Source organism: Paenibacillus artemisiicola (assembly GCF_017652985.1).
GTDB lineage: Bacteria > Bacillota > Bacilli > Paenibacillales > Paenibacillaceae > Paenibacillus_Z > Paenibacillus_Z artemisiicola.
In genome coordinates, this window is sequence record NZ_JAGGDJ010000022.1 from 17592 (window position 1) to 42593 (window position 25002).

Genomic DNA, 25002 nt, shown 5'->3' on the forward strand with positions numbered 1-25002 from the left:
GAGTTAGGACCTGTTAACTTGCTACCTGGATCGGAAACACAATAACCCAGAGGGGGAATGGCAATGAAGAAAATGAAGAAATTAGGTCTTTCACTATCTTCAGGCATACTTGCCGCTTCAATGGTTCTATCTCTTGCTGCTTGTGGGAATGATACAAACAGTTCCGAAAACACACCAGACAGCACTCCAAACACGCCAGACAGCACTGCAACTAATGGGGCGGGGTCGTTAGCGGATTTTGCAAAATTCCAAGGCACGAAGCTCACTTATTGGCACCCGTTTAGTTCAACCTATATTAAAAGCATAAATGATAACATGGTTGTTCAGGAAATGGAAAAAAGAACGGGGATTAAGGTAGATTATATTACGCCACCTTCCGGACAAGAATCAGATGCATTTAATTTAATGATTGCTTCCGGAGAGCTTCCGGATATTATTCCCGATCAGGGATATAAAGGTGGCGGACTCAAAGCTGTACAGGATGGCGTATATCTAAAATTAAATGATCTTATTCCGAAGTACGCTCCAAACTATGCGGCGGTGTTGGCTCAGAATCCTGATTTCGCTAAACAGGCCAAAGAAGATGATGGTACGATATGGAGCTTCAAGATGCTGCAGACAGATGAAGAGCCGTCATGGGCAGGTCCAGCAATCAGAAAAGATTATCTTGACGAATTGGGACTGCAGGTACCTAAGACGATTGACGATTGGACCAATGTTCTTAGAGCGCTTAAGGATAAGAAAAAGCTCGAAACGCCAATGCTTTTACAATTAAAGAGCAAATTTGGTGCTGCAGAAGCATTTGCCGGTACCTTTGGTTCTTCCTATTCCCAATTTTTGAATAAAAACGGGACTGTAGTTTACGGCCCGATCGAGCCTGGGTTCAAAGACTTCCTTACCTTAATGAATCAATGGTATAAAGAGGGGCTAATTGACAAAGATTTTGCAACACGTGATGATACAAGTGCCGATGCACAGGTTACATCTGGAAAAGCTGGCGCAGTTGCTGTTGCTTATTACGGAAGCTTTGGTCCGTGGGCTACTTCGGGTAAAGCAACAAACCCCAAATACAATTTAGTGCCGACGACTTATCCCGTCCTTAAAGCGGGAGATGACCCTGCTAAGACCATACACGTCGGAAACAAGAATTGGTATTCAAAAGGAAGCGATATTGCGATATCCGCACAAAGCAAAAACGTTGAAGCCGCATTAAGATGGCTTGATTACCGATATTCGGCAGAAGGGTTTATGTTGTTCAACTATGGAGTTGAAGGCGTATCATACAACTGGGTTGACGGGCCCGTGGAGCAGAAGGACGGCCCCGGATTCTTCCCGCCAGCTCTGAGTGAAAGAATTAAAACGCAGCATCCTGAGTTTACTGATCTTTTAACGAAGAATCCGGATGGCGTGGATTTCTGGACTGCAATTGATAAATATAAATCCCTTTATGAGGCATATCTTAGAAATCCGCTATCTTATGTAATGGCTCCTGAAGTTTATGATGCGATGGATAAATGGAGCACCCCAGAAAAGGATTATAATATGCCACCTTTGTCATCAACCGATGAAGAAGTCAAAGTAAATGCCGAAGTTATGACACAAATCAATACGTATCGAGAAGAAATGGTTTACAAGTTCATAATGGGTGAAGAACCTATCGGTGATTTTGATAAGTATGTCGCGCAAATTAAAAAAATGGGTATCGATAAGATGATTAAAATCACTCAAGATCAGCTTGGACGCTATAACAATAGATAACCAATATAATTTTATGGGATGGCAAATCAACAGATTACCATCCCATATCGCTTTAATTTGGTAGGAAGGATGATTCATTTTGATCGTAAAAGCCCATAACAGGAAAAAAAACATTCTAAAAACAGACTTCAAAAAAAATAAATACATTTATTTAATGGTTTCTATAGTTGTTGCGTGGTATATCATATTTGCCTATATACCTATGTACGGAGTGATTATTGCTTTTAAGGACTTTAATCCAGGGCGTGGAATTCTCAATAGTCCATGGGTCGGACTCGACAATTTCAAATCATTTTTCATTGATCCAAACTTTCGGCGCGTAATTACAAATACGTTTCTTATCAATATTTATGACATCTTATGGGGCTTTCCCGCACCTATTATCCTTGCTTTGTTAATGAATGAAGTTAGAAGTAAGATATTCAAAAAAACGGTTCAAAACTTGACCTATCTGCCTTTTTTTATATCAATCGTAGTTGTATGCGGTATCATTATCGATTTTACCTCTACCAATGGACTAATTAACCAGTTGCTTTCTCATTTTGGTTTTGAAAAAACGAACTTACTAGCTAATAAGGATCTATTCAGAACCATATTTGTTGGTTCCGAAATTTGGCAAGGTATAGGTTGGGGGAGCATTATCTATCTTGCTGCCTTGACGAATATTGATCAGCAACAATATGAAGCGGCTACGATTGACGGAGCCGGACGTTGGAAACAATTACTTCATATTACGTTACCGGGCATATCCTCTACGATCATTATCCTTTTAATCCTCAGAATGGGCTCCATTATGAGCGTAGGGTTCGAAAAGATCATTCTTCTATACAATCCTTTAACCTATGATACTGCCGATGTTATTTCTTCCTATGTTTATAGAAGAGGTCTTTTAAATGCTGATTATAGTTATAGTACGGCAATCGGTCTGCTAAATTCATTGATAAATTTCTTGTTTCTTATAGGAGCCAATTGGCTTTCAAAGAAATATTCGGAAAATAGCTTGTGGTAAAGGGTGTGTTAAAATGATTCATAATCGTTCAATGAGTGAAAAAACGTTCGATTTGTTTAATATCATTTTCTTGTCTGTGCTTTCCATCGCATGTATATATCCTATGCTATATGTAATTTTCGCTTCATTAAGTGATCCGAGGCTATTGATGCAACATGAAGGAATATTGCTAAAACCTCTTGGGTTTACATGGAAAGGCTACTCGTTGGTGTTAAATAATCCTAATATCAGCATTGGATATTACAATACCCTTTATTACGTTGTGGTTGGAACATTGATTAGCATGATTCTTACTTGCTTCGGGGGATATGCGTTATCAAGAAAAGGGGTTCTATTTTCAAAATATATATTAATTCTAATAACCATAACGATGTTCTTTAGCGGCGGTCTTATTCCGTTTTACTTATTAGTTAAGGATTTGGGAATTTACGATACGAGATGGGCTATTATTCTCCCAAGCGCAATAAGTACATGGAATCTTATTATCATGAGAACGTCATTTATGCAGATTCCTGAGAGCCTTGAAGAATCTGCTAAGATTGACGGAGCAAATGACTTTACTGTTCTTTTTAGAGTCATCCTTCCATTATCAATGCCCATTATTGCGGTTATGGTGTTATTCTATGGTGTAGCCATGTGGAATTCATGGTTTAATGCGGCAATATTCCTTAGAGATCGAAGTACCTTTCCCCTTCAGCTGATCCTTAGGGAAATCCTTATTCAAAATGATAAAGGCAGCATGTTACAAGTACAAAACGGAATCAGTGGTCAAGCGGAGGACATGTATAGAGCGCTCATTCAGTATTCGACCATTGTGATAGCGACGTTACCCATTCTCGTCGCCTATCCGTTCTTGCAGAAATACTTTGTCAAAGGTATTATGGTCGGCTCATTAAAAGGCTAGTGACAACGAGCGCTTTAAAAGTGCGAGTACAGTAAAGCGGTCATTCCTCGAGATGGCTAGACTGTTTAGGTAAAGGTGCGCTCGGACGGCGATTAGGTCCGGATAAGAAAGTTTACGTCTATGTGGCCATTCAATATGACGATCACTGAACCTATAGCTAAGTATAGTTGACGGAGATGAAGAGGCCGCGGGATTGCCCGCGGCCTCTTCACGGCGTTAAATATGCTGTTCGCACAAAGTAAACTTGGCGCAAACAGCGAAGTTATTCGGGTAGCGATCCTCTTTTCTCTTCCAAGAATGGTTTAAGCCAATAGAAAAGCTGATCCTAACACTCGAGGATAAGTCAATTGCCGTTGTGATATACGAAAAGATCATGAGTGGAGAGCCGGTCGGCGAATCGCCGGCATCTCCGTAAAGAAGGGGGCCCTGATATAACTATTTTGGGCATATTCTTGTCTAACACATAGCCTACAACCGGGTCTTCTCGTCGCCTTGAAATAAACCATCTCTCACACCATTTCACTACGCCTATTAGATGTCTCCCGTTATTACCTTCGGACTATCTGCATTTTATGTCTAAATGATCTTCTTTAGACAGAAAAAATTATGACGAGTAGAATGAAGATACATAAAATAGTTGCAATCTACTTGCTCCGGTTAACAGAATAGCGCACTTCAATTTATTACAGTCCTAACGATTAACATTCTCCAATTACAAACAAAGACACGAAAAATATAATAAACAAGACAGCGCTTACAAATTAGCGTTTATCCAAAAGGGGGTTGCAGCATTGAAAAAACGATTGGGCGTTTGGCTTGTATTGTTGCTTCTGATCAGCATCGTTAGCGCTTGCGGAAGCAGCAACAGTGCATCGAATTCGGGCAATAACACCGGTGCTTCGGGCGGAGACCAGGCCGTCGATCCGCCGAAAAAAGTGGAGCTTAATCTGATGTTGACGGGACTTGGACGATTCAAGGAACAATTCGATCAATATTTGAAGCAGTTCGCGGCCAAAGAGAAAACGGACAAGGGGATCGAAGTGTCGTATAACCTGGAATTGCCCTCGGACGCGAATCTATTGAAAACGAGGCTTGCCAGCGGAGACGCGCCGGATATCTTCTCGTTCCATGCGGCCTTCGACGGACCGACTTTCGAGAAGGGCGGATATTTGCCGGATCTCTCCAATGAACCGTTCGCAAGCAAGTTAATCGACACGATTCGCAACGTCGTCACCATCAATGGCAAGGTCATCGGCGTTCCGATGGAAAGCTTCTCCTGGAGTTATCTCTATAACAAAGACATTTTCGATAAGTACGGCTTGAAGGCGCCGACGACGTTGTCGGAAATGAAGCAAGTCGTCGAAACCTTGAAGAGCAACGACGTGACGCCGTTTATGCTGGCCTACAAAGAAGAAAGCTTCCCCGGATGGCTCACGCAGCTGGCCTTTGAATCGGTGGCCGCCAAGCAAGACCCGGATTGGTGGGAGCGCATGAACAAGGGAGAGGCTTCCTTCAAGGAGTTAAAGGATAAAGGCATGTTCGACATTATCGATCTGGTCAACGCCAACGGAACGAAGCGCCCGCTCGAGATCGGCGCGGATGACGGCCTGGCGAAATTCGCCAACGGCGAAGGCGCGATGCTGATTACCGGCACGTGGTACGCGGACAGCATTCTGAAGGCGAATCCGAATTTCAAGCTGGGTCTTGGCGCGCTTCCCGTCAATGATGATCCCGATTCCACGATGGTGAACTTGGCCGTATCGACGACATTGACTGTCTATCCGGACAGCCCGAACAAAGCGGTTGCCACCGATTTCCTGAATTACATTTTGGACGATAACGACTCTTCGGCTTTCTTCGATCAATTGAAGTTCAACAAAGTCGCCAAAAATCAGAACATCGAGACGTTCCCTTGGACGGAACAGGGCAATCAATACGTGGAAAGCGGACATTCGTACCTGGATCAATCGATTCCGCAATCGGCGAACGAGGCGATTGGTAAAATGTCGCAATCCTACTTCTCGGGTCAAATCACGCAGGATCAACTGGTCGACGAAATCGACAAAGCCTGGAAGAAATCGATCGAGCTTCAAAAATAATGCAACGGAGAAAGCGGCAACCGCTTGCGTTGTCGCTTTCTCGTTAGTTAGGCGGTGATAGAGATGTATCGCGCGTTAATCAAACGACCCTGGATGTCCCTATTGGCTTTCGCAGCCCCGGCATTGGTATTTTACGCGATCTTCTTGTTGGTACCAACGATCGGCGGGATTTACTACAGCTTCACAGATTGGAACGGTTTGTACCGGCATTACAATTTCGTCGGTTTTGCCAATTACATCGAATCATTCACCGACGATTCGAGATTCATCTATTCGTTGTTCTATACCTTGAAGTACGTGCTCGCAATCGTCATCTTGCAAAATGTAATCGGTCTCTCGCTGGCATTGCTGGTGGAAAGCCGGATGCGAACCAAATCGCTGTTCCGGACCTTGTTCTTCCTGCCCAACATGTTCAGTGTCTATATCAGTACGCTGATGTGGACGTTCATCTTTTCGACGGTTTTCCCCCAACTCGCGGAGAAGACGGTGCTGCACATCCTGGACCAGCCGTGGCTCGGCTCTTCTTCCATGGCGTTCGTATCAATCCTGCTCGTATCGGTGTGGCAGGGTGCCGGTTATTTGATGGTCATCTATATCGCGGCTCTGCAAGGCGTGCCCCGGGATTTGCAGGAGGCCGCGACGATCGACGGCGCGACGACCTTTCGCAAATTCCTGCACATTACGCTGCCGATGATCATGCCGGCCATCACGATATGCGTGTTCTTGACCTTAAACGGCTCCTTCAAAATCTTCGAGGTCGTCTATGCGCTCACCGGTGGAGGCCCGGGTTATAGCACGGAAGTCATCGCGTTCAACATTTATCAGGAAGGCTTCGCGAGAGACTTGCGTTACGGCTACGCGACCGCCAAAGCGATGATTTTATTCTTGATCATTCTGGTCATTACCGTCACCCAGGTGTCCGTGCTCAAGAAAAGAGAGGTAGAAGCATGAGGAAAAAGAATCGGCTGCTTTCGTCGCTCATCGTCCTGCTGCTGATCGCCGTCACGATTTTCTTTATGTTTCCCATCGCGCTTGCGCTCGTGAATTCGCTCAAGACGCAAGGCGAGATGTTCAAATCCGTGATCGAGTGGCCGAGGACGATGCATTGGGAGAATTATAAATACGTCCTGACGGAAGTTCACATTCTGCGCAGCTTGTATAACACGTTCATTATTACGTTCCTGTCGATTGCGGGCATCGTCGTCTGCAGCGCGCTCGCCGGTTACAAATTATCACGTACGCCGGGGAAGCTTAGCGCGTTTCTATTTTTTCTGTTCCTGTCGTCCATGCTGATTCCCTTTTATTCCATCATGTTCTCGCTGATCCAGGTCGCTTCCGGTCTTCAAATCCAAGGCTCGGTGTATCGTTTGCCTTTGATTTACATTGGCCTGGGCGTCAATTTCGCAATCTTCCTCTACCACGGGTTCGTCAAATCGATTCCGCGCGAATTGGAGGAATCCGCTCAGATGGACGGCAGCGGACAGCTGAAGACGTTCACGAGCATTATTTTCCCGCTGCTTATCCCGATTACGATGACGATCGTCATCTTGGATATTCTGTGGGTATGGAACGACTTCATGCTGCCGCTGATCATGATTACGGATTATAAGAGCTACACGCTCGTTCTGCTGGCCAGCACGTTCTTCAGCTCGTATTCGACGGAGTGGTCCTACATTCTGAGCATTCTGGTGCTGACGTCGCTGCCGGTAATTCTGGTTTATCTCGTTTTCCAGAAATATATCGTTCAAGGGATTGCGGAAGGGGCCATAAAAGGATAACGCGCATGACCTATTCTAGATATTTCCAAATGCAGCGCAATCATTTAATCGTTACAATAGAAATCAATCATCATCTACGGGAGTGAACGGAATATGGCACGAACAGCGTTAAACGTCGGCATGATCGGCCTGGGGGAAGTCGCGCAGGTCATTCACCTGCCAGTATTGCAATCGCTTGCAGATCGTTTCCGGGTGACCGCTTTATGCGATATTTCCCCCCGGCTGGTCGAGCATCTGGGGCAGCAGTATAACGTCGAGAACCGGTATACGAACATGGCGGACCTTGTCAAGCAGCCGGACATCGACGTGGTGTTCATCTTGAACAGCGACGAATATCATGCCGAATGCGCGATCGAGGCGATCCGCCATGGCAAGCATGTGTTCATGGAGAAGCCAATGTGCCTGACCGCGGCGGAAGCCGATGCGATCATTACTGAGCGCGACCGGCATAACGTAACGGTAATGGTTGGCTACATGCGGCGGTATGCGGCTTCCTTCACCGAACTGGTCAAGGAAATCGGCGGGTTGGACCAGATTGCATACGCACGCGTCAGAGACATTATTGGACCTAACGGTTATTTTATTCGGCCGACCAGCCCTACGGTCGCTTTCGACGATATTCCGAAATCGGCCAAAGCCGATCGAGCCGCCAGGTCGGAACGCTTGGGCATCGAAGCGACGGGCCTCGAGCCGAGCTCTCCGTTGTTCGGCGTGTACCGCTTCCTGACCGGCTTGGGCAGCCATGACCTGTCTGCCATGAGGGAAGCGCTAGGAATGCCGCTCGGCGTCGTCGGAGCCAAGGTCACTCAGCAGCCGGGCAGCATTTTTCTGACCGCCATCTTCGATTATGGCCGATTTTCCGTTACGTACGAGACCGGGATGGACCAACAAGGGAGGTTCGACGCCCATATCGAGGTGTACGCCAGCCGCAAGTCGGTGAAGGTGCAGTACGATACGCCTTATATCCGCCATCTTCCGACCAAGCTGTTCATTAACGAAACCGAGGGCGAGCAGTACAAGGAATCCGTGATTCGGCCGACGCTTACCGATCCCTATACGCTGGAATTGAACGAACTGTACGAAGTCTTAACGGAGAAGAAAACGCCGAAAACGACGCCGGAAGACTACAAGAATGATCTTCGAATCTTCGGTATGATCATGGATTCGTTGAAGTAGCCGATGTCGAATCGTCTGCGCTTAAAATTGCTCGCGGCTTTCCAGTCGTTCATTCAATCCTTTTCCAGCAGCATCAAGCGGAAGCTGTTCCTCGTCATGATGCTTCTGACCTGCTTGCCCTTAATCGTGCTGACCGTCGTGGCCATCCGTAACGCCGAGGATCGCCTGGAGTCGGAAATTACCCGTTCCAACCTGTCCAAAATCGAATGGACCGGTTCCTTTGTCGACGATCAAATTCAGGTCTTGGATCAGATTTTGTTTTCCTTAATGAACGACCAAGCCGTTTCAACCTTTATGGATGCCGCGCAGAAGCCGGACGATCCCGTCGAATTCCCGGTACAAAATAATCTGTTCGATAAATTGTCGGCGCAGTATGTTTCCAATCTGAAAAGCTTCGACGAAATCCAATTGTTCAAGAAGGATGCAGGCAAGGTATACGCCATCCGTAGCGGCGAAGAACGCATCTTGAACGATCAAGGGTCGGTCGCGCCGTGGAATGCGCTTGGCGGCAGGAAAGCAGCCTTTATCGCCGATCCCGATCCCGGTCATTTCACGATGTATCGTTCCATCTACCGATTTATCGGACTCGATTTGGAGGGCGGCATTGCGCTGCAGGTGAACTGGAGCATGTTCAATCCGCTGTTCGAATCGTTGAAAAGCGGCGATTCGGCAAAGATTCTGATCTTGGACGATACGGGGAAGGTCGTGCTCGAACCGATGGTGAGCGGGGCTGCTACGGCCGTCCCGGAAGACATTATTACGCGGATCCACGGCCATTCAGGCGACCATTTCTACAAAAGCGGCAAGTATTATGCGTTCTATCAGCCATTCGCCGGAGGCAAGATGACGCTTGTGAAATTGATTCCGACCAGCGTCGTCTCCGAGAGCGGGAAGAACACGATCTGGTTCAGCATCTGGATCGTATCCATCCTGATCGTCGTTTCGATTCTATTCTCGATCATTGTTTCGAACAAGGCGACGGCCCCAATTCTGAAGCTGGTCAGGGCGATCACTTGGACGGAAGAAACGAACAGCGAAATCTACATCGGCCATGACCGGCAGGATGAAATCGGCTTATTGGAGCAGAAATACGCCCAAATCATCAAGTCGCGTTACCAGATCCATATCGAGAAACGAACGGCGCAATTAAAAGCGCTGCAAGCGCAAATAAATCCCCACTTCCTGCATAACACGCTGCAATCGATCGGCGCGATGGCGGTCGTGAAGGATGTTCCCGATATTTACCACATCATTCAGGCGATGAGCAGCAATCTTCGTTATACGATGAAAGTGGGCGGAGATTTGGTCGAGCTGAAGCAAGAATTCGAGCATATTCGCAACTATCTGGTCATACAGAAATTCAGGTTCAAAGATAAAATCACGTTGGAATGGGAGGACGATTCTGCGGCGGGCAGCGGTCTGATTCCTCCGTTATCGCTGCAGCCCATCGTCGAAAACGCGTTCGAGCACGGTTTCCGCAATAAAAGAGGCGGTTGGGTCATCCGCATCAAGACAACGTGGGAGCCGGACAAATTGCGTATTGAAATTGCCGATAACGGAACAGGAATGTCCGAGCAGTCCGAATTCGAGCTGAAGGAGCGTCTGTCCCGGAACATCGAAGACATTATCGAATCGAAGGAAAGCATGGCTTTAAGCAACATTCACGCGAGAATGAAGACGCAATTCGGATCCGAATTCGGACTGGAAATCGAAAGCGAGTGGCAGAGCGGGACCCGGGTTACGCTCGTGCTGCCTAATCTGTCTGCGCAGGGAGGGGGATTCTCTTGACTAACTTACTTATCGTCGAAGATGAATCATGGACTCGCGAATTGATCAAGCAATTCGTTATTCAAGCCGACATGGACATCGAGGTGATTGGGGAAGCGGACAACGGGGAGGATGGCTTGCAGCTCATCCGCGAGAAGCATCCGGATATCATCATCACGGATATGAACATGCCGGTCGTCGACGGCATCGATATGCTTCGCCAAATCGAGACGGCTCAGCTGGATACGAAAATTATTGTACTTAGCGGGCATGACGATTTCAAATACACGCGCCAAGCGATACGCTCCGCTGCCGTGGAATACTTGTTGAAGCCGGTCGACCCCGAGCAGCTGAAGCAAGCGTTGAAGCTCTGCCTCGAGCAGCGCCAACGCCAGATCTCCGAGGCATTAGTGGCGCTTTCCCCCGAGCTGCTAACCGTTCTCAACGACTATAAACGGAGCGTTTCCGCCCATCTGAACGAATTGGCCGTTAAATCGGCTGAAGACGCGCTGCTGGAATGCATCTCTTACGTGGACGCCCATTTTAATTGCGGCGCTCCGCAGTGGTTCCGCATTTATCATGAGTTCTTGATTATGCTGGAGGAATTCGCCGCGATGGAGTGCGCGGAGCTGCTCGACGTGCTGCGCGATAAATTCATGAAAGCCTATGCGCCGCAGCAGTTTGCCGCCGCGGATATCGCCGAAGCCTTGCTCGGCATTTACCGGGAAGCGATGGGCAGCATCATCTCGAGCAGGAAAGAGCGCAAAAAACTCAATCTGAATCTAATCTTCGATTACGTTCAGCAGCATTACGCCGATTCGATTTCATTGGAAACGCTTGCGCACCGGTTTTTCGTGAGCAAGGAATACCTGAGCAAAATGTATAAGCTCCGATTCGGGGAGAATCTCATGGAGCAGATCATCCGCCTTCGCATGGAAGCGGCTAGATCATGGGTGATGCAGGACGGCACGCAAATCAAGCATATCGCGAGAAGAGCAGGGTATGAAGACGTGTCCTATTTTCATAAACTATTTAAAAAGCATTACGGGGTATCCCCGATGGAAATGAGACAAAAGGAAGAGTCGACAGGAGGCTGCTCGTCATATGAAGAACATTGAGGAGAAGCGGCAGGACGGCAGCTATGCCGGCGCCCGAAATTCGCATGTCGCGTTTCCGCTCGGAGGCATCGGCGCAGGCATGTTTTGCTTGGAAGGAACGGGCGCGATGACTCATTTTTCCTTGCGCAACGCGCCGGACGTCACCCACGAGCCGATGATGTTCTCCGCGCTCTGCGTCAAGAGCGAGTCGGGCAATCTGGCGAGGGTGCTGGAAGGGCCGGTGCCGTCCTGGAAAATATTCAGCCATCGGTCGGATCGGTTCGTCGGGCCAGGGAATGGCTTGTTCGGCAAGCATTACGGGCTGCCGCGATTTAAGGAGGCGGCGTTCAGTTCCCGGTTTCCGTTCGGAACGGTGGAGCTGCGAGATCCCCAAATTCCGGTCGACGTATCGATCACCGGATGGAGTCCGTTCATTCCGCTGAACGCCGACGATTCGAGCTTGCCCACGGCCGGCCTGGAATTCACGTTCTCCAACGCGACGGATCGGACGGTAGAGCTCGTCTATTCGTTTCATGCCGCCAATTTCTTGGCAGCGGACGGCTCCGGCAATCATCGCATTGTCCGATCGGATTCGGGTCGGGGCTTCAGGCTGGAGCAGCCGCCGATCGAGAACCGCGGCTGGGAGCAGGGGGCATTCAGCGCCGTCACGGACGATCCCGGAGCGAAGGCGGACTGCGCATGGTTTCGCGGCGGCTGGTTCGATCCGCTCACGATGATCTGGAACGATATCGCCGCCGGACATTGCCAGGAGAAAGCGCCGGTAGCGGAAGGCAAGCCCGGACCGGGAGCGAGCCTTTTCGTCCCGGTGGCGCTTCTTCCCAACGAACGAAAGACGGTCAGGCTGATGCTGTCTTGGTGGGTTCCGGAGACCAACCTAACCGTCGGTGTTCCCAGTCCCGCCGCTTCATCGCAGGAAAAGGTAGATGGCAAAGGTCGTGCCGTACTGGAATTCCATAAACCTTGGTATGCGGGAAGGTTCGCCGGCGCCAGCGATGTCGCCGATTATTGGCTCCAACACTACGACCGGATGCGCAAGGAGAGCCGCGACTTTACCGACAGTTTCTATGGGACGTCGATGCCCGCCGAGCTCGTGCATGCCATCGCGGCAAATCTGTCGATCTTGAAATCGCCGACCGTGCTCCGTCAGACGGACGGCAGGTTCTGGGGCTGGGAGGGAAGCGAGGACACTCGGGGCAGCTGCCACGGTACCTGCACGCATGTGTGGAATTATGCGCAAGCGCTTCCGCATTTATTTCCCGAATTGGAACGAGGCGTTCGCACGACCGAATTCACGGAAGGACAGGATGAGCGGGGACACCAGAATTTTCGCATTCCGCTGCCGATTCAACCGGCCGACCACGACTTCCACGCAGCGAGCGACGGTCAGCTCGGCGGCATCATGAAGGCGTACCGGGAGTGGCGGATCGGCGGGAATACGGAATGGCTCCGGAACCTGTGGCCCAAAATCAAATCGAGCTTGGACTATTGCATCGAAGAATGGGATCCGAAGAAGGAAGGGGTGCTATCCGAGCCGCATCACAATACGTACGATATTGAATTTTGGGGACCGGACGGGATGTGTTCCTCCATCTACGTTGGCGCTTTGAAGGCCGCTTCGCTGATGGCGCAAGCGCTCGGGGAAGCCGACCCTTACGGTTCCTTGTATCTGCGAGGCAGGCATTATCTGGATCACGTGCTGTTTAACGGAGAATATTACGAACAGCATATCGTTTGGGAAGGTCTTCGGACGCCTTCTCCGACAAGCGGCGAGCAGGCGTGGAACGTCAATTACTCGACCGAGGCGATCGAGCTCTTGAAGGGACAAGGCCCGAAATACCAATACGGCATGGGCTGTCTCTCCGACGGCGTCATCGGCGCTTGGCTGGCCGAGATGTGCGGACTCGGCGATATCCTCAACCGCGACAACGTCCGCAGCCACTTGCTCAGCGTATACAAGTATAATCTCAAGCGCGATTTATCCGACCATGTCAATCCGCAGCGTCCCGGTTTCGCGATCGGCGACGAAGGCGGGCTGCTGTTATGTACGTGGCCGAAGGGCGGCCAATTGGCGCTTCCGTTCGTATACAGCAACGAGGTGTGGACGGGAATCGAATACCAGGTCGCCTCTCATCTGCTCTCGGTCGGCTGCGCGGAGGAAGGATTGGATATCGTGCGAATCTGCCGAGACCGCTACGACGGCCGGACACGAAATCCTTTCGACGAATACGAATGCGGCCATTGGTACGCACGGGCGATGGCTTCCTACGGTTTAATTCAGGGATGGAGCGGCACGCGTTACGACGCGATTGACCGAACGCTGTACTTGTCGCCGAGGTCTGTCGAAGATTACGGCAGTTTCCTCTGCACGTCCGGCGGCTACGGCATTGCAGGCATGCGCGGCGGCAAGCCGTTCGTCGACGTCAAAGCGGGCAAAATAGAAATCGATCAGGTGCGCGTCATCTGATTGCGAATAGCTAAATGCTGTGCACCGTGCACCGGTTGGCGGCATAAAGGAAGAAGTCTCCGACGCACGCATTCATTGCGGAGTTAGAGACTTCTTTGGATTGAGCGCGGATCACTTCAACGTCGAAATGAAAGGTTTGTCGCGCTAGATATTTCGTTATATTAATCTTCTTCTTCTGCCCACATGCAGTCCGTTTGTTGATGTATGGCTATCGTCCCGGCCTCGATCTACGGGGCAATGCCCTTTGCCCAAAGCAATCCGGTACTCCGTGCAGTCTTTAGATCCCACGAACAAACCCATTTTCGTGTTACATGAGAAGCAGCTAAGCAGTTTGTTTCAAAAGTAGAGCACGATCCGGCTCGTAAGCCGGTGCCATGGCAACCCAAAGGCGTGCCAGCTTGCCGCAATCTATCTCGATGGACGCATTTTCCTTCTGGAAGCCAAATGGCACGCAGATTCGTGTCGTTGAGATTGATCACCTTCACTTCGACCGCTTCATCACGGAGCGCATCGGCTTCATGCTATTTGTCTTCACATTGCGTGTTCAACGGCGCGGGTTACTAACATAAAAAAAATCATTCGGTTAATTCTACAATCCGCGATTACGCTCGTCTTATTAATCAGTGGAGGACTAATGGACTGCACACCAGCAGCACCGCGGCTGCACTGTCTTTTGTGGGTCATTCTCGTCGGATATGCTTACTGCTTCTTAAACCGCTTTGCGAGGAAGACCAAGCAAAGCAGCAGGAAGAGCGGCGTCTGATCGAATTTAACTTGCATTCGATAAATCTTTTTCGTTTCGCCCTCTCTATTTTGCATATGAAGAGCGATATGACCGGATTGGAGATCCTTCACTGTATCGACTTGTACGCGATAAAGTTAAACTATGCGATGTGGTTGTGATGTTGTCGGATGTTTATGCGCAATCGCAATTTAATCGATGGATGAACAAAGAAATTATCTCGGCAAAAGGGGAATTCAATAAGCCGGTCATAACGGTCCGTAAGGATGAGACGACCCCCGTTATGTTCGTCATTCAGCAACAATCCGATGTTATTCTCGGAATGGATTTCCCGCAATTACGGAAAGAAATAGAAGGCTTATGTTGAAATAATCTCGTTGGCGTCAGATTTAGCGAAGAAATGTATAAGGTTTAACTCATTTCGATAGCTGTCACACCTAATTAGTTGGTACGCATAATGTATGCTTATAAACTAATTATTGGTTACTGGAAATGGAGCTTAGGAATGGTATGTGTTGAACTGCTTTTCCGGCCATGAAGATAGGCTCGGGCATATTCGTGATAAAGACGGAAAGCTCGGAAGTCTATCCAAGACTCAACTTTTTGAGCTATTATTAAGTGTTGGGAAGTTCATCAGCTCATATCGATGCATCGGTATCGGTAAGAGAGCCGAGAGAAGAATCGGCTCCATATGCATGACGATCTTGATTGATTATTAGATTTACAATCATCGGAGCGGTGGGTATCGTGATGGCTCAGGAAAAGCGGTAGCCGCATGCAAACCAGAACAAGGAGCGCCTCCTATGGCAAAACATCCATACCAACAACTAGCCTTGCTTTTTTATCGCGTGAATCGCAGCTTACAATATCTAATGACGCTACATCTGAAAGCATTCGACATTACGCCCGAGCAGTGGAACGTCTTGAAGCAACTACAGGAGAAGGACGGTCTCACGTTGAAAGATCTCGGCTATATGGCGGATAAAGATAAGACGACCATTACGAGAATCATTGACAGTCTTGAACAGCGGAGAGCACTCGCGCGGCATGTGAATCCAAACGATCGTCGATCCTTTTTGATTTATTTGACCCAAGAAGGGCGAGAGCTCATCCACGAGGTACAGCCGATTCCGGATAAAGTTAATCGGATGGTTACCTGCAGCTTGTCGGAGGAAGAACTTTTTCAATTGAGGAAAGTGCTCTTCGTTCTTCAAACACAAATCGTTTATGAGACGGAGCACTTCAATAGTGAGAAATGAGACTGAAAAAGAACTCCAGGGCTTGTGGAGTTTTTAGATTAAGGCAAGTAAACAATCGGTCAAAGGTGAATTCAAGGAGATGAAGAAGTAACAATTCGCTTTATTCGGTGAGCTTAGTCGCTTGGCTCCATTCACAGGTATTAGAGCTAGCACAGGAGCGGGCATAATTCGCGAGATCAGGCGCCGGACTGAGTGGGATTCTCGAATCCGCGGGCTCGGGCAAGGTCGACCCCTGTCGGGTGACAAGAACATTATCTCATTAAAGGCCGCGAATATGGTATTATCCCCTTCAAGTAGACACTCAAAAAAACCTTCATGTTATCATGGGGGTTTGAGTGCCACTTGGAGGGGATATTTTTATGGCTAAATAGGGACAAACGTTTCAGTCCTATACGGATGAATTCAAGCTGAAGGCGGTCCAAGCGTATGTTGAGGGCTCAGCGAGTTACAAGGCCATTGCTGAACAAGAAGGAATCCGTAACTGTTCCCAACTGAAAGTTTGGGGAGAGAAACACAACGCATTATGCTTGCCGATGGCGTAGAAAACATTAGCCGCAGACGCCTCTTAGTCTTGCCTGGTTTAGTTACTGAGCTTTATTTGGCCGACAATCCAATTTTTTGCATTTAGTAAACGTGAATTAAATGCCATTTGAAAAAAGCCCGTCAGACGGTAATGAGGAAAATGCCTATGGTTTAGCTCTATAAGAGCCTCTTGATATGTCGCAAAATGAAGTTTTTCAAATAGCAATATATCCATCATTTGCTTTATGTTAACCTCATTTTTCCAATAATTTAATGGCACATTAGAAAATTCCCAAGGTTGAAATTTGTTGGGGTATACAGCATTTATCATTTGATAAGGTGAATCCCCAAATACTTTAAAAATGCCACTTAATCCATGTTTTTTTAAAAATGTACTGTTTATTTGCTGGGGGACTTCAAAAATTGGAATACGACATTTCTTTTCAATTACATACTTAACTGCTTCGATTGCCCGCTGGCGGCCTTTTTCGCCGGACCAATAACCATAAGAAACTTGTTTGAACTGCCACGGGAAAAATTGTTTTGGATATGCATGTTGAATCAAGTCGATAAAACCCCAACCTTGAACAAGGGCAGGGGGACGCAAGCGGTGCTCCCAAAGTATTTTGGCATCTATATGATTAGGGATTTCATTAACGGGTATGTTTAAATGCTTTTCGATTACATAGCGTGTTAAATTAGTTAAGTTTATCTTCCCTTGCTCACCTGTAAATGTATGGTTAGGAAATCGGGATCGTTTTCCTTCCAATACTTCATGATAAATGGTGATCAGTTCGTTATTTTCCATTAGTACTTCCTCCATAGGCCCCGTCTTAACTAACAGATAGCAATTATTCACTCCATTTATTTAGTTTCGACATCTTTGCTGTATGATAAACCGGCGCATTTATTATGGTCAGCAGGAATCGGCTTGGGTCGTCCTAACCGAGGAAAAGGAGAGTCACGGATTGCCTGCTTACTTTTACGGTGCAATCGGGTCTGAACTAATTGGCAACGCAATTCGGTCATTCGCACCTCACGGCATGTCCGTCGATATTCGGGAAGCTAATCCGCGCCGTGCTGCTCACAAAGCAAGCAACTGTTGTAGATGAAGCTTGTAGGCTTTCTCGATATGCTTGGCGCCAACTGAGCGAGCTGTTAGAGCTAGTAATTTCACCGGCTCTTCGTTCACCACTGTGCCGTTTCATGACCGTTTTCCAACCGTCGACGACTTGAACAGCGAACCGGAGCCAATGAGGTGCTGTTTACCTGGCGAAGCTTCCCCGATCGAAGAAGCTCATCATTGGCATGGAGCCAACCGATCTTAATCTGGCCAATTGGATAGCAGATCCGGGAGTACAAGTGATCATGGATAACCCTGCTACAACTCCATAAAAAAATGATCCCAAAGATGCGCTGTCATCGCAGATGCTGTCAGTCGGGGCTTCTACTACGAGTACACGCGTCTGTTGCGCTTAGGAATCTCAGAAAGCAAAGCATGGTGGTAACTGCTAAGGACGCCAAAATCGCTTACAAGACGATTAATGCGCGTGCATAAGGTATCCCAGCATTTCGTCATTTGCTGAAACGGAATCGAGCCCTAATCCCCTGGATGGCGTCATGCAGTCCAACTATGATATCTATGATTTGTTACTCGGGAAACGGCAGAAGTTCTATTACGATTTCAATGCGACCTGATTTCCGGTCAAAGTTAAAACAAGCATATAAAAGACATCGCCAAATCGTTGGCGATGTTTTTTATGTTCCATTGCTGCCGGGAGTAAAATATTCGCGGGTGTCATGGCGCGATTGAGGGGTTAACACGCGATTAAGCTCCTCATTCAACCATGTGAGCGATTTGCTGCGCAGCGCATTGCGCATGCTTTCTTCGGCTTCGAGCATAGCCATGGTAATCACAGGAGATCTGGCTAATTTATAGCCTCCTTTTACACCAGGGACGGAGCTGACGATCCCGGACTTTGTTAATTTACCGAAAATCTTCGATAGATACGTCTCTGAAATACCTTGAAACTCTGAGAGCTCTTTAATTCCGACGGTTGCGTCAGGAGGAAGGTCTATTAAATAGACTAAGCAATGTAGTCCATATTCAACGCCAATACTATACTGCATGCGAACACCTGCCTTCTACATATGAACCCGGTTTTTGTTAATCATCATAGGTTGGATATAATACCCTTGTCAAATAGGGGGATGCGGAATTTCCAACTAATTGGAGCCTGAATTTCGGTTGACAGCCGAAATTGAAAGAGTTATATTGTAGACGAAGTCAATCGACGATACTTGTTATCGACGATACTCTTTGCTAGACAAAATAAAACATATCGGTTACGGAGGAGATTACGATGGAAGTTAGATTGAATTATATGAATACAAATCCAGGTGCATTTCAGACGATGTTGAAGCTGGAAGGATTCATAAAGACGAGCGGGTTGGACGCTAGCCTGTACGAACTCATTAAGATTCGGGCATCGCAGATTAACGGATGTGCGTTTTGCATCAGCATGCATACGCAAGATGCGCGCAAGATGGGCGAGACTGAGCAGCGGATTTACTTGCTTAACGCTTGGCGCGAAGCTCCTTTTTATACGGACAAAGAAAGAGTCGTGCTTGAGCTTACGGAAGCCGTAACACGCATCTCCGAGCAAGGTGTGCCGCAGGAGCTGTACGAAAGAGTACGGAAGCATGTGGATGAAGTAGAATACGTGACGATCATTATGGCCATCAACACCATCAATTCCTGGAACCGCATCGCGATCTCCACGGGTATGTTCCCTGAGGAGGTGTAAAGAAATCAATCATGTCAACCGTTCTGTACGTTACCGCACATCCGTTGGAGACGCAATTATCGCATAGTTTAACGGTAGGCCGTGAGTTTATCCAAACCTACCATAAAGCCAATCCGAACGATGAAATCATTCATTTGGATCTATATAAAACCGATATTCCACAGCTGGACGCCGAGGTGTTAAACGGTTGGAATCAGTTGAAAACCGGTGCTGCTTTTGAGGAATTGAGCGCTGAATCTCAGGCTAAAGTGGCCCGTTTGAATGAACTGGTCGATCAATTTATCGCTGCGGATAAAATCGTCATCGTCAATCCTGTGTGGAATTTCTTATTCCCGCCCGTGTTGAAAGCCTATATCGATGCCATCTGCATTCCCGGAAAAACCGTTCGATATTCGTCAGAAGGCATAGTCGGCTTAGCTTCCAACAAGAAACTGCTTCATATCCAGGCTTCAGGCAGCATGCTCTCTGTTGGACCATCGGCAGGCTACGAATTCAGTCACCGCTACCTGACGGCTGTATCCGAATATATGGGTATCCCTTCGATTGAAGTCATCTATATCGAGGGCACAGGAGCAGGGACGGACAAAGCGTCTTCCATAAAAGAACGGGCCATTCAACAAGCGCTCGATCTAGCCAAAAGCTTCTAAGAGGCATGATGAAATATATGTGGTTTGTTTTAGCTGGGGCATGCAGCTTCGGCTTATTGTCCACCTTCGTCAAGGAGGCTTATGCATCCGGGTTCAAGGTTAGCGATGTTGTTGGAAGCCAAAACCTGTTCGGCGTGATGATGCTGTGGATCTTGGTATTCGTAACCACGAGATTCTCCAAGCAATCTGCGGCAACGCAATCCGTCCAAGTAACATGGCGTCAGGTGCTTACGCTGATGGCCGTAGGCACGACGACAGGCTTAACGGGCATGCTTTATTATGCAGCACTCCAGTATATCTCGGCTTCCTTCGCAATTATTCTGTTGTTTCAATTTACGTGGATGGGCATCTTGTTGGAGGCGATAGCCGAACGTAAGCGTCCTGGTAAGGAAAAGTTGATTTCGCTGAGCATCTTGTTTGCTGGAATTACGATGGCGAGCGGTTATTTGGGCGGAGAGCAGGAAGCGGTATCCTGGATCGGTGTAGCACTCGGCTTAATGTCCGCCGTTACCTATGCGTTCTTCATTTGGTTTAGTGGGAAAACAGCCCGCCAGGTTGAGCCAATCACGCGAAGCGCGATCATGCTGTCGGGCTCATTCATTCTCGCCATGCTGTTATTTCCGCCGCATTTTCTGGTAAACGGCTCTTTACACGAAGGGCTGCTGCCCTGGGGGCTGCTGCTGGCTCTCTTCGGTATTGTCATTCCGCCATTATTCTATGCCATTGGCGTGCCGCGCATTGGTGGCGGGTTCGCTACCATTCTGAGTGCGGCTGAACTGCCGACGGCCGTCATGATGTCGTACGTCATACTGAATGAGTCCGTTAGCTGGCTGCAATGGGTTGGAATTGGGGTTACGATGCTCGGCATTGCACTACCTGAGCTCATGAAGCGCAAAAAGAGTCTAGCCAAAATTGTCGAGGCACTTGCAGAATCATAAGCAGCTTTGCTCAAGGGAAAATCGGTTTCTGAATTAGTCCAGCCCCGTTAGGAGATACTCTGTTCGTAAAGGTTGATAACGGCGTTCTGAAAGCAAGAACGAACCAATTTATAATCATAAGGGAGTGTTATGACGAATGGAAATGAGACTGAATTATATGAAGGTACAGCCGGAATCCTTGCAAGCGTTATTGAAATTGGAAGGCTATGTGAAGAAGAGCAGTCTGAATCATAACCTATGGGAGCTGATTAAAATCCGGGCCTCGCAAATTAATGGCTGCGCCTACTGCTTGGATATGCATACGAAGGACGCACGCGCGATAGGCGAGACAGAACAACGGCTGTATCTGCTTAACGCATGGCGGGAGGCTCCATTCTACACAGAAGCGGAGCGCGCTGCATTAGCCCTTACGGAAGCGGTGACCCGAATTTCCGTAGGCGGCGTACCACAGGAATTGTACGAGCAAGTCCGCGAGTACTTCGACGAAGCGGAATATGTCGATTTGATCATGGCCATCAATGCGATCAACTGCTGGAATCGCATGGCGATCTCGACAAGCATGATACCTGGAGATTATCAGCCGGCTGCAAGTAAATAAGTTTATGTTGTGTCAAACAACATCCCCGTACATCAATTGTGCGGGGATGGATTACATTCATAACAGGAGGAACAATGAGCTACAGCATACTTCTATTTGATTTAGATGATACATTGCTGGATTTCGGCGCGAATGAGACGAATTCGTTAAACCGGTTATTTCAGCAATACGGCTATACGCTTTCGGATGAATGGCTTCAAGTTTATCATTCCGTCAACAAACAGCTGTGGGCTGATTATGAGAATGGAAAGATCAGGTTGGATGTTGTCCTAAACACTAGATTCTCAGAAACGTTGCTGAAATTAGAAAAAGTCGTGGATGGCGCCGAATGGGAACATCAGTACAGGGAGCTGCTCGGCAGTGGAAGCCAGCTGCTTATTGATGGTGCCTTAGAGGTCTGTCAGCGCTTATCTGCGTCCAATCGACTGTTTATCATTACGAATGGGATTACCCATACGCAGATTAAGCGACTGAAGCAGGCAGGCTTATACGATTTTTTTGAAGATATCTTTGATTCGCAGAGTATCGGTTTTCAAAAGCCGTCCAAACATTTTTTCGATCATGTAATAAGCCGGATTAAAGATTTTGATCGAACGGAAGCCCTGGTTATCGGTGATTCGTTAAATACGGATATTAAAGGCGGCCTTCAATCAGGAATGGATACCTGTTGGGTGAATCGACGGCTGCAAAAAAGCCCGGCGGACATTCAGAGCACCTACACGATCACAAGCTTAGTGGAGTTATTTGATATTTGCCTTCCAAAACAATAAGCATGTTTGATATAAGCCCGTCGAATTGCGGCGGGTTATTTGGCGTATACATTTTTCCATACTGGACACAATACGGTTAACTTTAGATAAAGAAAAGGAAATTCGGATGATGTTCAACAATGACATTTTTAAACAAGCGCTTAAATCCAATGATTTTCTTCAATTTCGCCCTAATGATGATCGACCCATTCAAATTAGCTATTACCTGTGTATGGTAGACGGTGAGAAAATAAATCAATTCCTGCTGCCGGGGATAAAAGAAAATATCGAGAATCTGACCCAATTGAGCGATATTAAAGGAATTATTCCCTTTGAAGATGTGACGGTCGTTGACGACACGGAGGAAGTCCTAAAAAAGCTGATGAAGGGCTATGTCATCATTCAGTTTGAGGGAGACGAACTGAATTATCTCATGGTGAATGCGAATCATGCTGATTTGGGTCATCGCAAGAGCAATGAGACCGAAAACGAATTTAGCGTGGTTGGCCCCAAAATAGGCTTCGTCGAGAACATTGAGGTTAACATGCATTTAATGCGGCAGCAAATCAACACGCCTGCATTGATCTTTGAAAAAATAACAGTGGGTTCACTGTCGAACACCAAGGTGGTTATTGCCTATTTAGATGGCATTACGAATCCCCGGCATGTCGAAACGATGCGGCAGCGTCTGCAGGCCATTGACTTCGATGTGGTATTCGACAACTCGCAATTGACCCAGATTATTACGGATCATTCAAATACGCCTTTCCCGCTTTTCGTAACAACGGAGAGAGTCGATCGCGTGATTTTTTCTATGCTTTCGGGGCAGGTGGCTGTATTCTCGGATGGATCGCCTTATGCGATAACGGCCCCTTCGTCGCTATTGGACTTTTTTATTTCCGGCGAGGATTATTATCTTTCATGGATACTGGCCTCCTTTTTTCGTGTTATTCGAATTATGAGTGTCATCTTCTCGATTATTGCGTCTCCCCTTTATGTTTCAGTACTCACGTATCATTTTGAAGTCATCCCCGAGAGCTTGCTTCAGCCCCTTATTGATTCCCGCATTCATGTCCCGTTCCCCCCGGTCATCGAGGTTATCTTCTTGGAGATTACAATTGAGCTATTACGGGAAGCAGGTGCTCGACTGCCTGCGAAGATCGGCCAGACCTTGGGGATTGTAGGTGGTATTGTAATCGGCGAAGCATCGGTTCAAGCTGCGTTTACCAGCAATATTTTACTCATTATCGTTGCCTTGTCTGCACTGGCCTCTTTCACAACGCCTATCTATAATATGGCGAACACCATCCGCCTTCTGCGTTTCCCGTTCATCCTGCTTGCGGCTTTTTGGGGTGGTTTTGGCCTTACGGTAGGGTTCCTTTTACTCTTAGGGCATTTACTGAGGTTGAAATCACTTGGGACGCCGTATCTGGTTCCGTTGTTTCCTTTTCGCAAGGGTCATTTTGCCGATAGCTTCGTTCGATTATCGTACAAGTACACAGCCAATCGAAGCGATTATCTAAAGCCGCTTTCGAAGAAACGGTACACGCCTGACAAGGAGAGTATTGATAATGACTAATATCAGTATGTGGAGACGTCGGATTCCATGGGTTGTGATGCTTGTTCTGGTGCTGACAGGCTGCAGCAGCGAACGGATCGTGGATCATAGTTATATTCTTACGATTCTGGGACTGGACAAGAGCGGCAGCGGGTTCAAAGAAACAGGGCTTTATTCTGACTTTAACCATGGCGGGCGAACAGCGATCCTACAGGGTAAGGCTTCAAAACCTTCGCTATTGATGGATGAACTGAACAATCAATCTTCAATGCCCGTGATGATAGCCAAGCTGAAGCTGCTTATTGTGGACAAGCCGTTAGCGGAGGAAGGCTTAACGCCCTTAATTAAATCCATTTGCAGAGATCCCGTGATAAGCCACTACCTCATTGTTGCCGTTTCGGATGGATCGACTTCATCCATGATGGCGAGCCTAGTGAATATAAAAAGCGAAAACCTGCCGTATCATACATTAGAACACAATATGAGGGCCGGGAAAGTCCCCAATTCCAATCTGCACAACTTGTTGTTTGACTACTATGGCGAAGGAAGAGATCCGTCGCTCCCCTATATAAAGGTAAATGAGAAAGGCAAAATTGACATAACCGGACATGCGATTTTCAAGGATGATCGTTTGAAGTTACTGATTACTCAGGAAGAAATTCCGATGTATAAGATGCTTCAAGGCCACCTTGTTCGAGGGAATGTACCATTTACAATTACGAAGGGGCAAAACGAAGAGACGGCCGTGTTTAATGGTCTAAGCGGCAAGAAATCCAGATCGCTGTCCAAATCCGCAGCGGGACCTAAGATCATCTACAACATTACATTGAAAGGGATGATTAAGGATTTTCCGAAGTGGATAGAATTAAGAAAACCTGAGGATACGCGGCTTCTGACGACCCAATTAGAAAATCAACTGGACGACAAGCTCTTGGCGCTGCTCCATAAATTTGCAGAGAACAAGGTAGACCCGTTAGGAATCGGCGATTATGTGAGAGCGCATCGCAAAGTTTGGCGCGAGAAGGAATTTTACGAAGTTGAATATCCAGCGATCACATTCGATGTTCATGTGAAGGTGCAACTCATCAAATCCGGCATTGTGGAATAAG

Annotated in this window: 20 protein-coding genes and 1 pseudogene; 19 read left to right on the forward strand and 2 right to left on the reverse strand. The window is 47.6% G+C overall.

Annotated elements, in window-relative coordinates; all coding sequences use genetic code 11:
• The first annotated feature begins 63 nt into the window (after nucleotides 1–63).
• The 12 genes and pseudogenes from I8J29_RS21125 to I8J29_RS34655 form a co-directional block, all read left to right on the forward strand.
• On the forward strand, nucleotides 64–1758 hold the full coding sequence (locus I8J29_RS21125; RefSeq protein ID WP_208849474.1) for an extracellular solute-binding protein: 1695 nt from the start codon (nucleotides 64–66) through the stop codon (nucleotides 1756–1758).
• 79 nt (nucleotides 1759–1837) lie between these two features.
• A complete protein-coding gene (locus I8J29_RS21130; RefSeq protein WP_240546376.1) occupies nucleotides 1838–2767 on the forward strand; it encodes an ABC transporter permease in 930 nt (309 codons plus the stop codon).
• Nucleotides 2768–2780: 13 nt separating this feature from the next.
• Nucleotides 2781–3671: a carbohydrate ABC transporter permease gene (locus I8J29_RS21135; RefSeq protein ID WP_208849475.1), complete on the forward strand. Its 891-nt coding sequence runs from the start codon at nucleotides 2781–2783 to the stop codon at nucleotides 3669–3671.
• A 950-nt stretch (nucleotides 3672–4621) separates the two neighbouring features.
• Nucleotides 4622–5770, forward strand: coding sequence for an ABC transporter substrate-binding protein (locus I8J29_RS21140; protein ID WP_240546377.1), 1149 nt, complete (start codon nucleotides 4622–4624; stop codon nucleotides 5768–5770).
• Nucleotides 5771–5833: 63 nt separating this feature from the next.
• Entirely contained in the window at nucleotides 5834–6721 is an 888-nt protein-coding gene (locus tag I8J29_RS21145) for a carbohydrate ABC transporter permease (protein WP_090647511.1), read from the forward strand.
• Nucleotides 6718–7548, forward strand: a complete 831-nt coding sequence (locus I8J29_RS21150; protein ID WP_208849477.1) for a carbohydrate ABC transporter permease — start codon at nucleotides 6718–6720, stop codon at nucleotides 7546–7548. Before I8J29_RS21145 ends, I8J29_RS21150 begins: the two co-directional genes overlap by 4 nt.
• A 93-nt stretch (nucleotides 7549–7641) precedes the next feature.
• Nucleotides 7642–8724 (forward strand): Gfo/Idh/MocA family protein, encoded by a 1083-nt coding sequence (locus I8J29_RS21155; RefSeq protein ID WP_090647517.1) that lies wholly within the window; start codon nucleotides 7642–7644, stop codon nucleotides 8722–8724.
• Between the two features lie 3 nt (nucleotides 8725–8727).
• Nucleotides 8728–10512, forward strand: a complete 1785-nt coding sequence (locus tag I8J29_RS21160) for a cache domain-containing sensor histidine kinase (RefSeq protein ID WP_208849478.1) — start codon at nucleotides 8728–8730, stop codon at nucleotides 10510–10512.
• Complete coding sequence (locus tag I8J29_RS21165; protein WP_090647523.1) at nucleotides 10509–11609, forward strand: response regulator; 1101 nt, start codon at nucleotides 10509–10511, stop codon at nucleotides 11607–11609. Before I8J29_RS21160 ends, I8J29_RS21165 begins: the two co-directional genes overlap by 4 nt.
• Entirely contained in the window at nucleotides 11596–14073 is a 2478-nt protein-coding gene (locus tag I8J29_RS21170; protein ID WP_208849479.1) for a GH116 family glycosyl hydrolase, read from the forward strand. The genes I8J29_RS21165 and I8J29_RS21170 overlap by 14 nt, the downstream gene beginning before the upstream one ends.
• Before the next feature lie 1545 nt (nucleotides 14074–15618).
• A complete protein-coding gene (locus I8J29_RS21175) occupies nucleotides 15619–16074 on the forward strand; it encodes a MarR family winged helix-turn-helix transcriptional regulator (protein ID WP_208849480.1) in 456 nt (151 codons plus the stop codon).
• Nucleotides 16075–16469: 395 nt separating this feature from the next.
• Nucleotides 16470–16616: pseudogene (locus I8J29_RS34655) on the forward strand (transposase); the annotation flags it as partial.
• A gap of 38 nt (nucleotides 16617–16654) precedes the next feature.
• Here I8J29_RS34655 and I8J29_RS21185 read toward each other — a convergent pair.
• Both I8J29_RS21185 and I8J29_RS21190 read right to left on the reverse strand, forming a co-directional pair.
• Entirely contained in the window at nucleotides 16655–17404 is a 750-nt protein-coding gene (locus I8J29_RS21185; RefSeq protein WP_208849481.1) for a DUF4046 domain-containing protein, read from the reverse strand.
• A 950-nt stretch (nucleotides 17405–18354) separates the two neighbouring features.
• The gene (locus tag I8J29_RS21190; RefSeq protein WP_208849482.1) at nucleotides 18355–18726 is read right to left on the reverse strand and encodes an RrF2 family transcriptional regulator; all 372 of its coding nucleotides are present in this window, start codon (nucleotides 18724–18726) and stop codon (nucleotides 18355–18357) included.
• Nucleotides 18727–18959: 233 nt separating this feature from the next.
• Between I8J29_RS21190 and I8J29_RS21195 the strand changes: the two genes are divergently transcribed.
• The 7 genes from I8J29_RS21195 (at nucleotide 18960) to I8J29_RS21225 (ending at nucleotide 25001) form a co-directional block, all read left to right on the forward strand.
• Complete coding sequence (locus I8J29_RS21195; protein WP_208849483.1) at nucleotides 18960–19403, forward strand: carboxymuconolactone decarboxylase family protein; 444 nt, start codon at nucleotides 18960–18962, stop codon at nucleotides 19401–19403.
• Between the two features lie 11 nt (nucleotides 19404–19414).
• Nucleotides 19415–20050 carry an FMN-dependent NADH-azoreductase gene (locus I8J29_RS21200; protein WP_208849484.1) on the forward strand — a complete coding sequence of 212 codons (636 nt, stop codon included), beginning with the start codon at nucleotides 19415–19417 and terminating at the stop codon, nucleotides 20048–20050.
• 5 nt (nucleotides 20051–20055) lie between these two features.
• On the forward strand, nucleotides 20056–20988 hold the full coding sequence (locus I8J29_RS21205) for an EamA family transporter (protein WP_338113256.1): 933 nt from the start codon (nucleotides 20056–20058) through the stop codon (nucleotides 20986–20988).
• A gap of 136 nt (nucleotides 20989–21124) precedes the next feature.
• A complete protein-coding gene (locus tag I8J29_RS21210) occupies nucleotides 21125–21586 on the forward strand; it encodes a carboxymuconolactone decarboxylase family protein (protein ID WP_208849485.1) in 462 nt (153 codons plus the stop codon).
• A gap of 74 nt (nucleotides 21587–21660) precedes the next feature.
• Nucleotides 21661–22356 carry a YjjG family noncanonical pyrimidine nucleotidase gene (locus I8J29_RS21215; protein ID WP_208849486.1) on the forward strand — a complete coding sequence of 232 codons (696 nt, stop codon included), beginning with the start codon at nucleotides 21661–21663 and terminating at the stop codon, nucleotides 22354–22356.
• 106 nt (nucleotides 22357–22462) lie between these two features.
• Nucleotides 22463–23914 (forward strand): spore germination protein, encoded by a 1452-nt coding sequence (locus tag I8J29_RS21220; protein WP_208849487.1) that lies wholly within the window; start codon nucleotides 22463–22465, stop codon nucleotides 23912–23914.
• Complete coding sequence (locus I8J29_RS21225) at nucleotides 23907–25001, forward strand: Ger(x)C family spore germination protein (protein WP_208849488.1); 1095 nt, start codon at nucleotides 23907–23909, stop codon at nucleotides 24999–25001. The genes I8J29_RS21220 and I8J29_RS21225 overlap by 8 nt, the downstream gene beginning before the upstream one ends.
• Nucleotide 25002 lies beyond the last annotated feature (1 nt).

Coding starts and splice junctions, on each gene's coding strand:
- I8J29_RS21125 (WP_208849474.1), top strand. CDS start 64: ATGAAGAAAATGAAGAAATTAGGTCTTTCACTATCTTCAGGCATACTT.
- I8J29_RS21135 (WP_208849475.1), top strand. CDS start 2,781: ATGATTCATAATCGTTCAATGAGTGAAAAAACGTTCGATTTGTTTAAT.
- I8J29_RS21140 (WP_240546377.1), top strand. CDS start 4,622: ATGTTGACGGGACTTGGACGATTCAAGGAACAATTCGATCAATATTTG.
- I8J29_RS21145 (WP_090647511.1), top strand. CDS start 5,834: ATGTATCGCGCGTTAATCAAACGACCCTGGATGTCCCTATTGGCTTTC.
- I8J29_RS21150 (WP_208849477.1), top strand. CDS start 6,718: ATGAGGAAAAAGAATCGGCTGCTTTCGTCGCTCATCGTCCTGCTGCTG.
- I8J29_RS21155 (WP_090647517.1), top strand. CDS start 7,642: ATGGCACGAACAGCGTTAAACGTCGGCATGATCGGCCTGGGGGAAGTC.
- I8J29_RS21160 (WP_208849478.1), top strand. CDS start 8,728: ATGTCGAATCGTCTGCGCTTAAAATTGCTCGCGGCTTTCCAGTCGTTC.
- I8J29_RS21170 (WP_208849479.1), top strand. CDS start 11,596: ATGAAGAACATTGAGGAGAAGCGGCAGGACGGCAGCTATGCCGGCGCC.
- I8J29_RS21175 (WP_208849480.1), top strand. CDS start 15,619: ATGGCAAAACATCCATACCAACAACTAGCCTTGCTTTTTTATCGCGTG.
- I8J29_RS21185 (WP_208849481.1), bottom strand. CDS start 17,404: ATGGAAAATAACGAACTGATCACCATTTATCATGAAGTATTGGAAGGA.
- I8J29_RS21190 (WP_208849482.1), bottom strand. CDS start 18,726: ATGCAGTATAGTATTGGCGTTGAATATGGACTACATTGCTTAGTCTAT.
- I8J29_RS21195 (WP_208849483.1), top strand. CDS start 18,960: ATGGAAGTTAGATTGAATTATATGAATACAAATCCAGGTGCATTTCAG.
- I8J29_RS21200 (WP_208849484.1), top strand. CDS start 19,415: ATGTCAACCGTTCTGTACGTTACCGCACATCCGTTGGAGACGCAATTA.
- I8J29_RS21205 (WP_338113256.1), top strand. CDS start 20,056: ATGATGAAATATATGTGGTTTGTTTTAGCTGGGGCATGCAGCTTCGGC.
- I8J29_RS21210 (WP_208849485.1), top strand. CDS start 21,125: ATGGAAATGAGACTGAATTATATGAAGGTACAGCCGGAATCCTTGCAA.
- I8J29_RS21215 (WP_208849486.1), top strand. CDS start 21,661: ATGAGCTACAGCATACTTCTATTTGATTTAGATGATACATTGCTGGAT.
- I8J29_RS21220 (WP_208849487.1), top strand. CDS start 22,463: ATGATGTTCAACAATGACATTTTTAAACAAGCGCTTAAATCCAATGAT.
- I8J29_RS21225 (WP_208849488.1), top strand. CDS start 23,907: ATGACTAATATCAGTATGTGGAGACGTCGGATTCCATGGGTTGTGATG.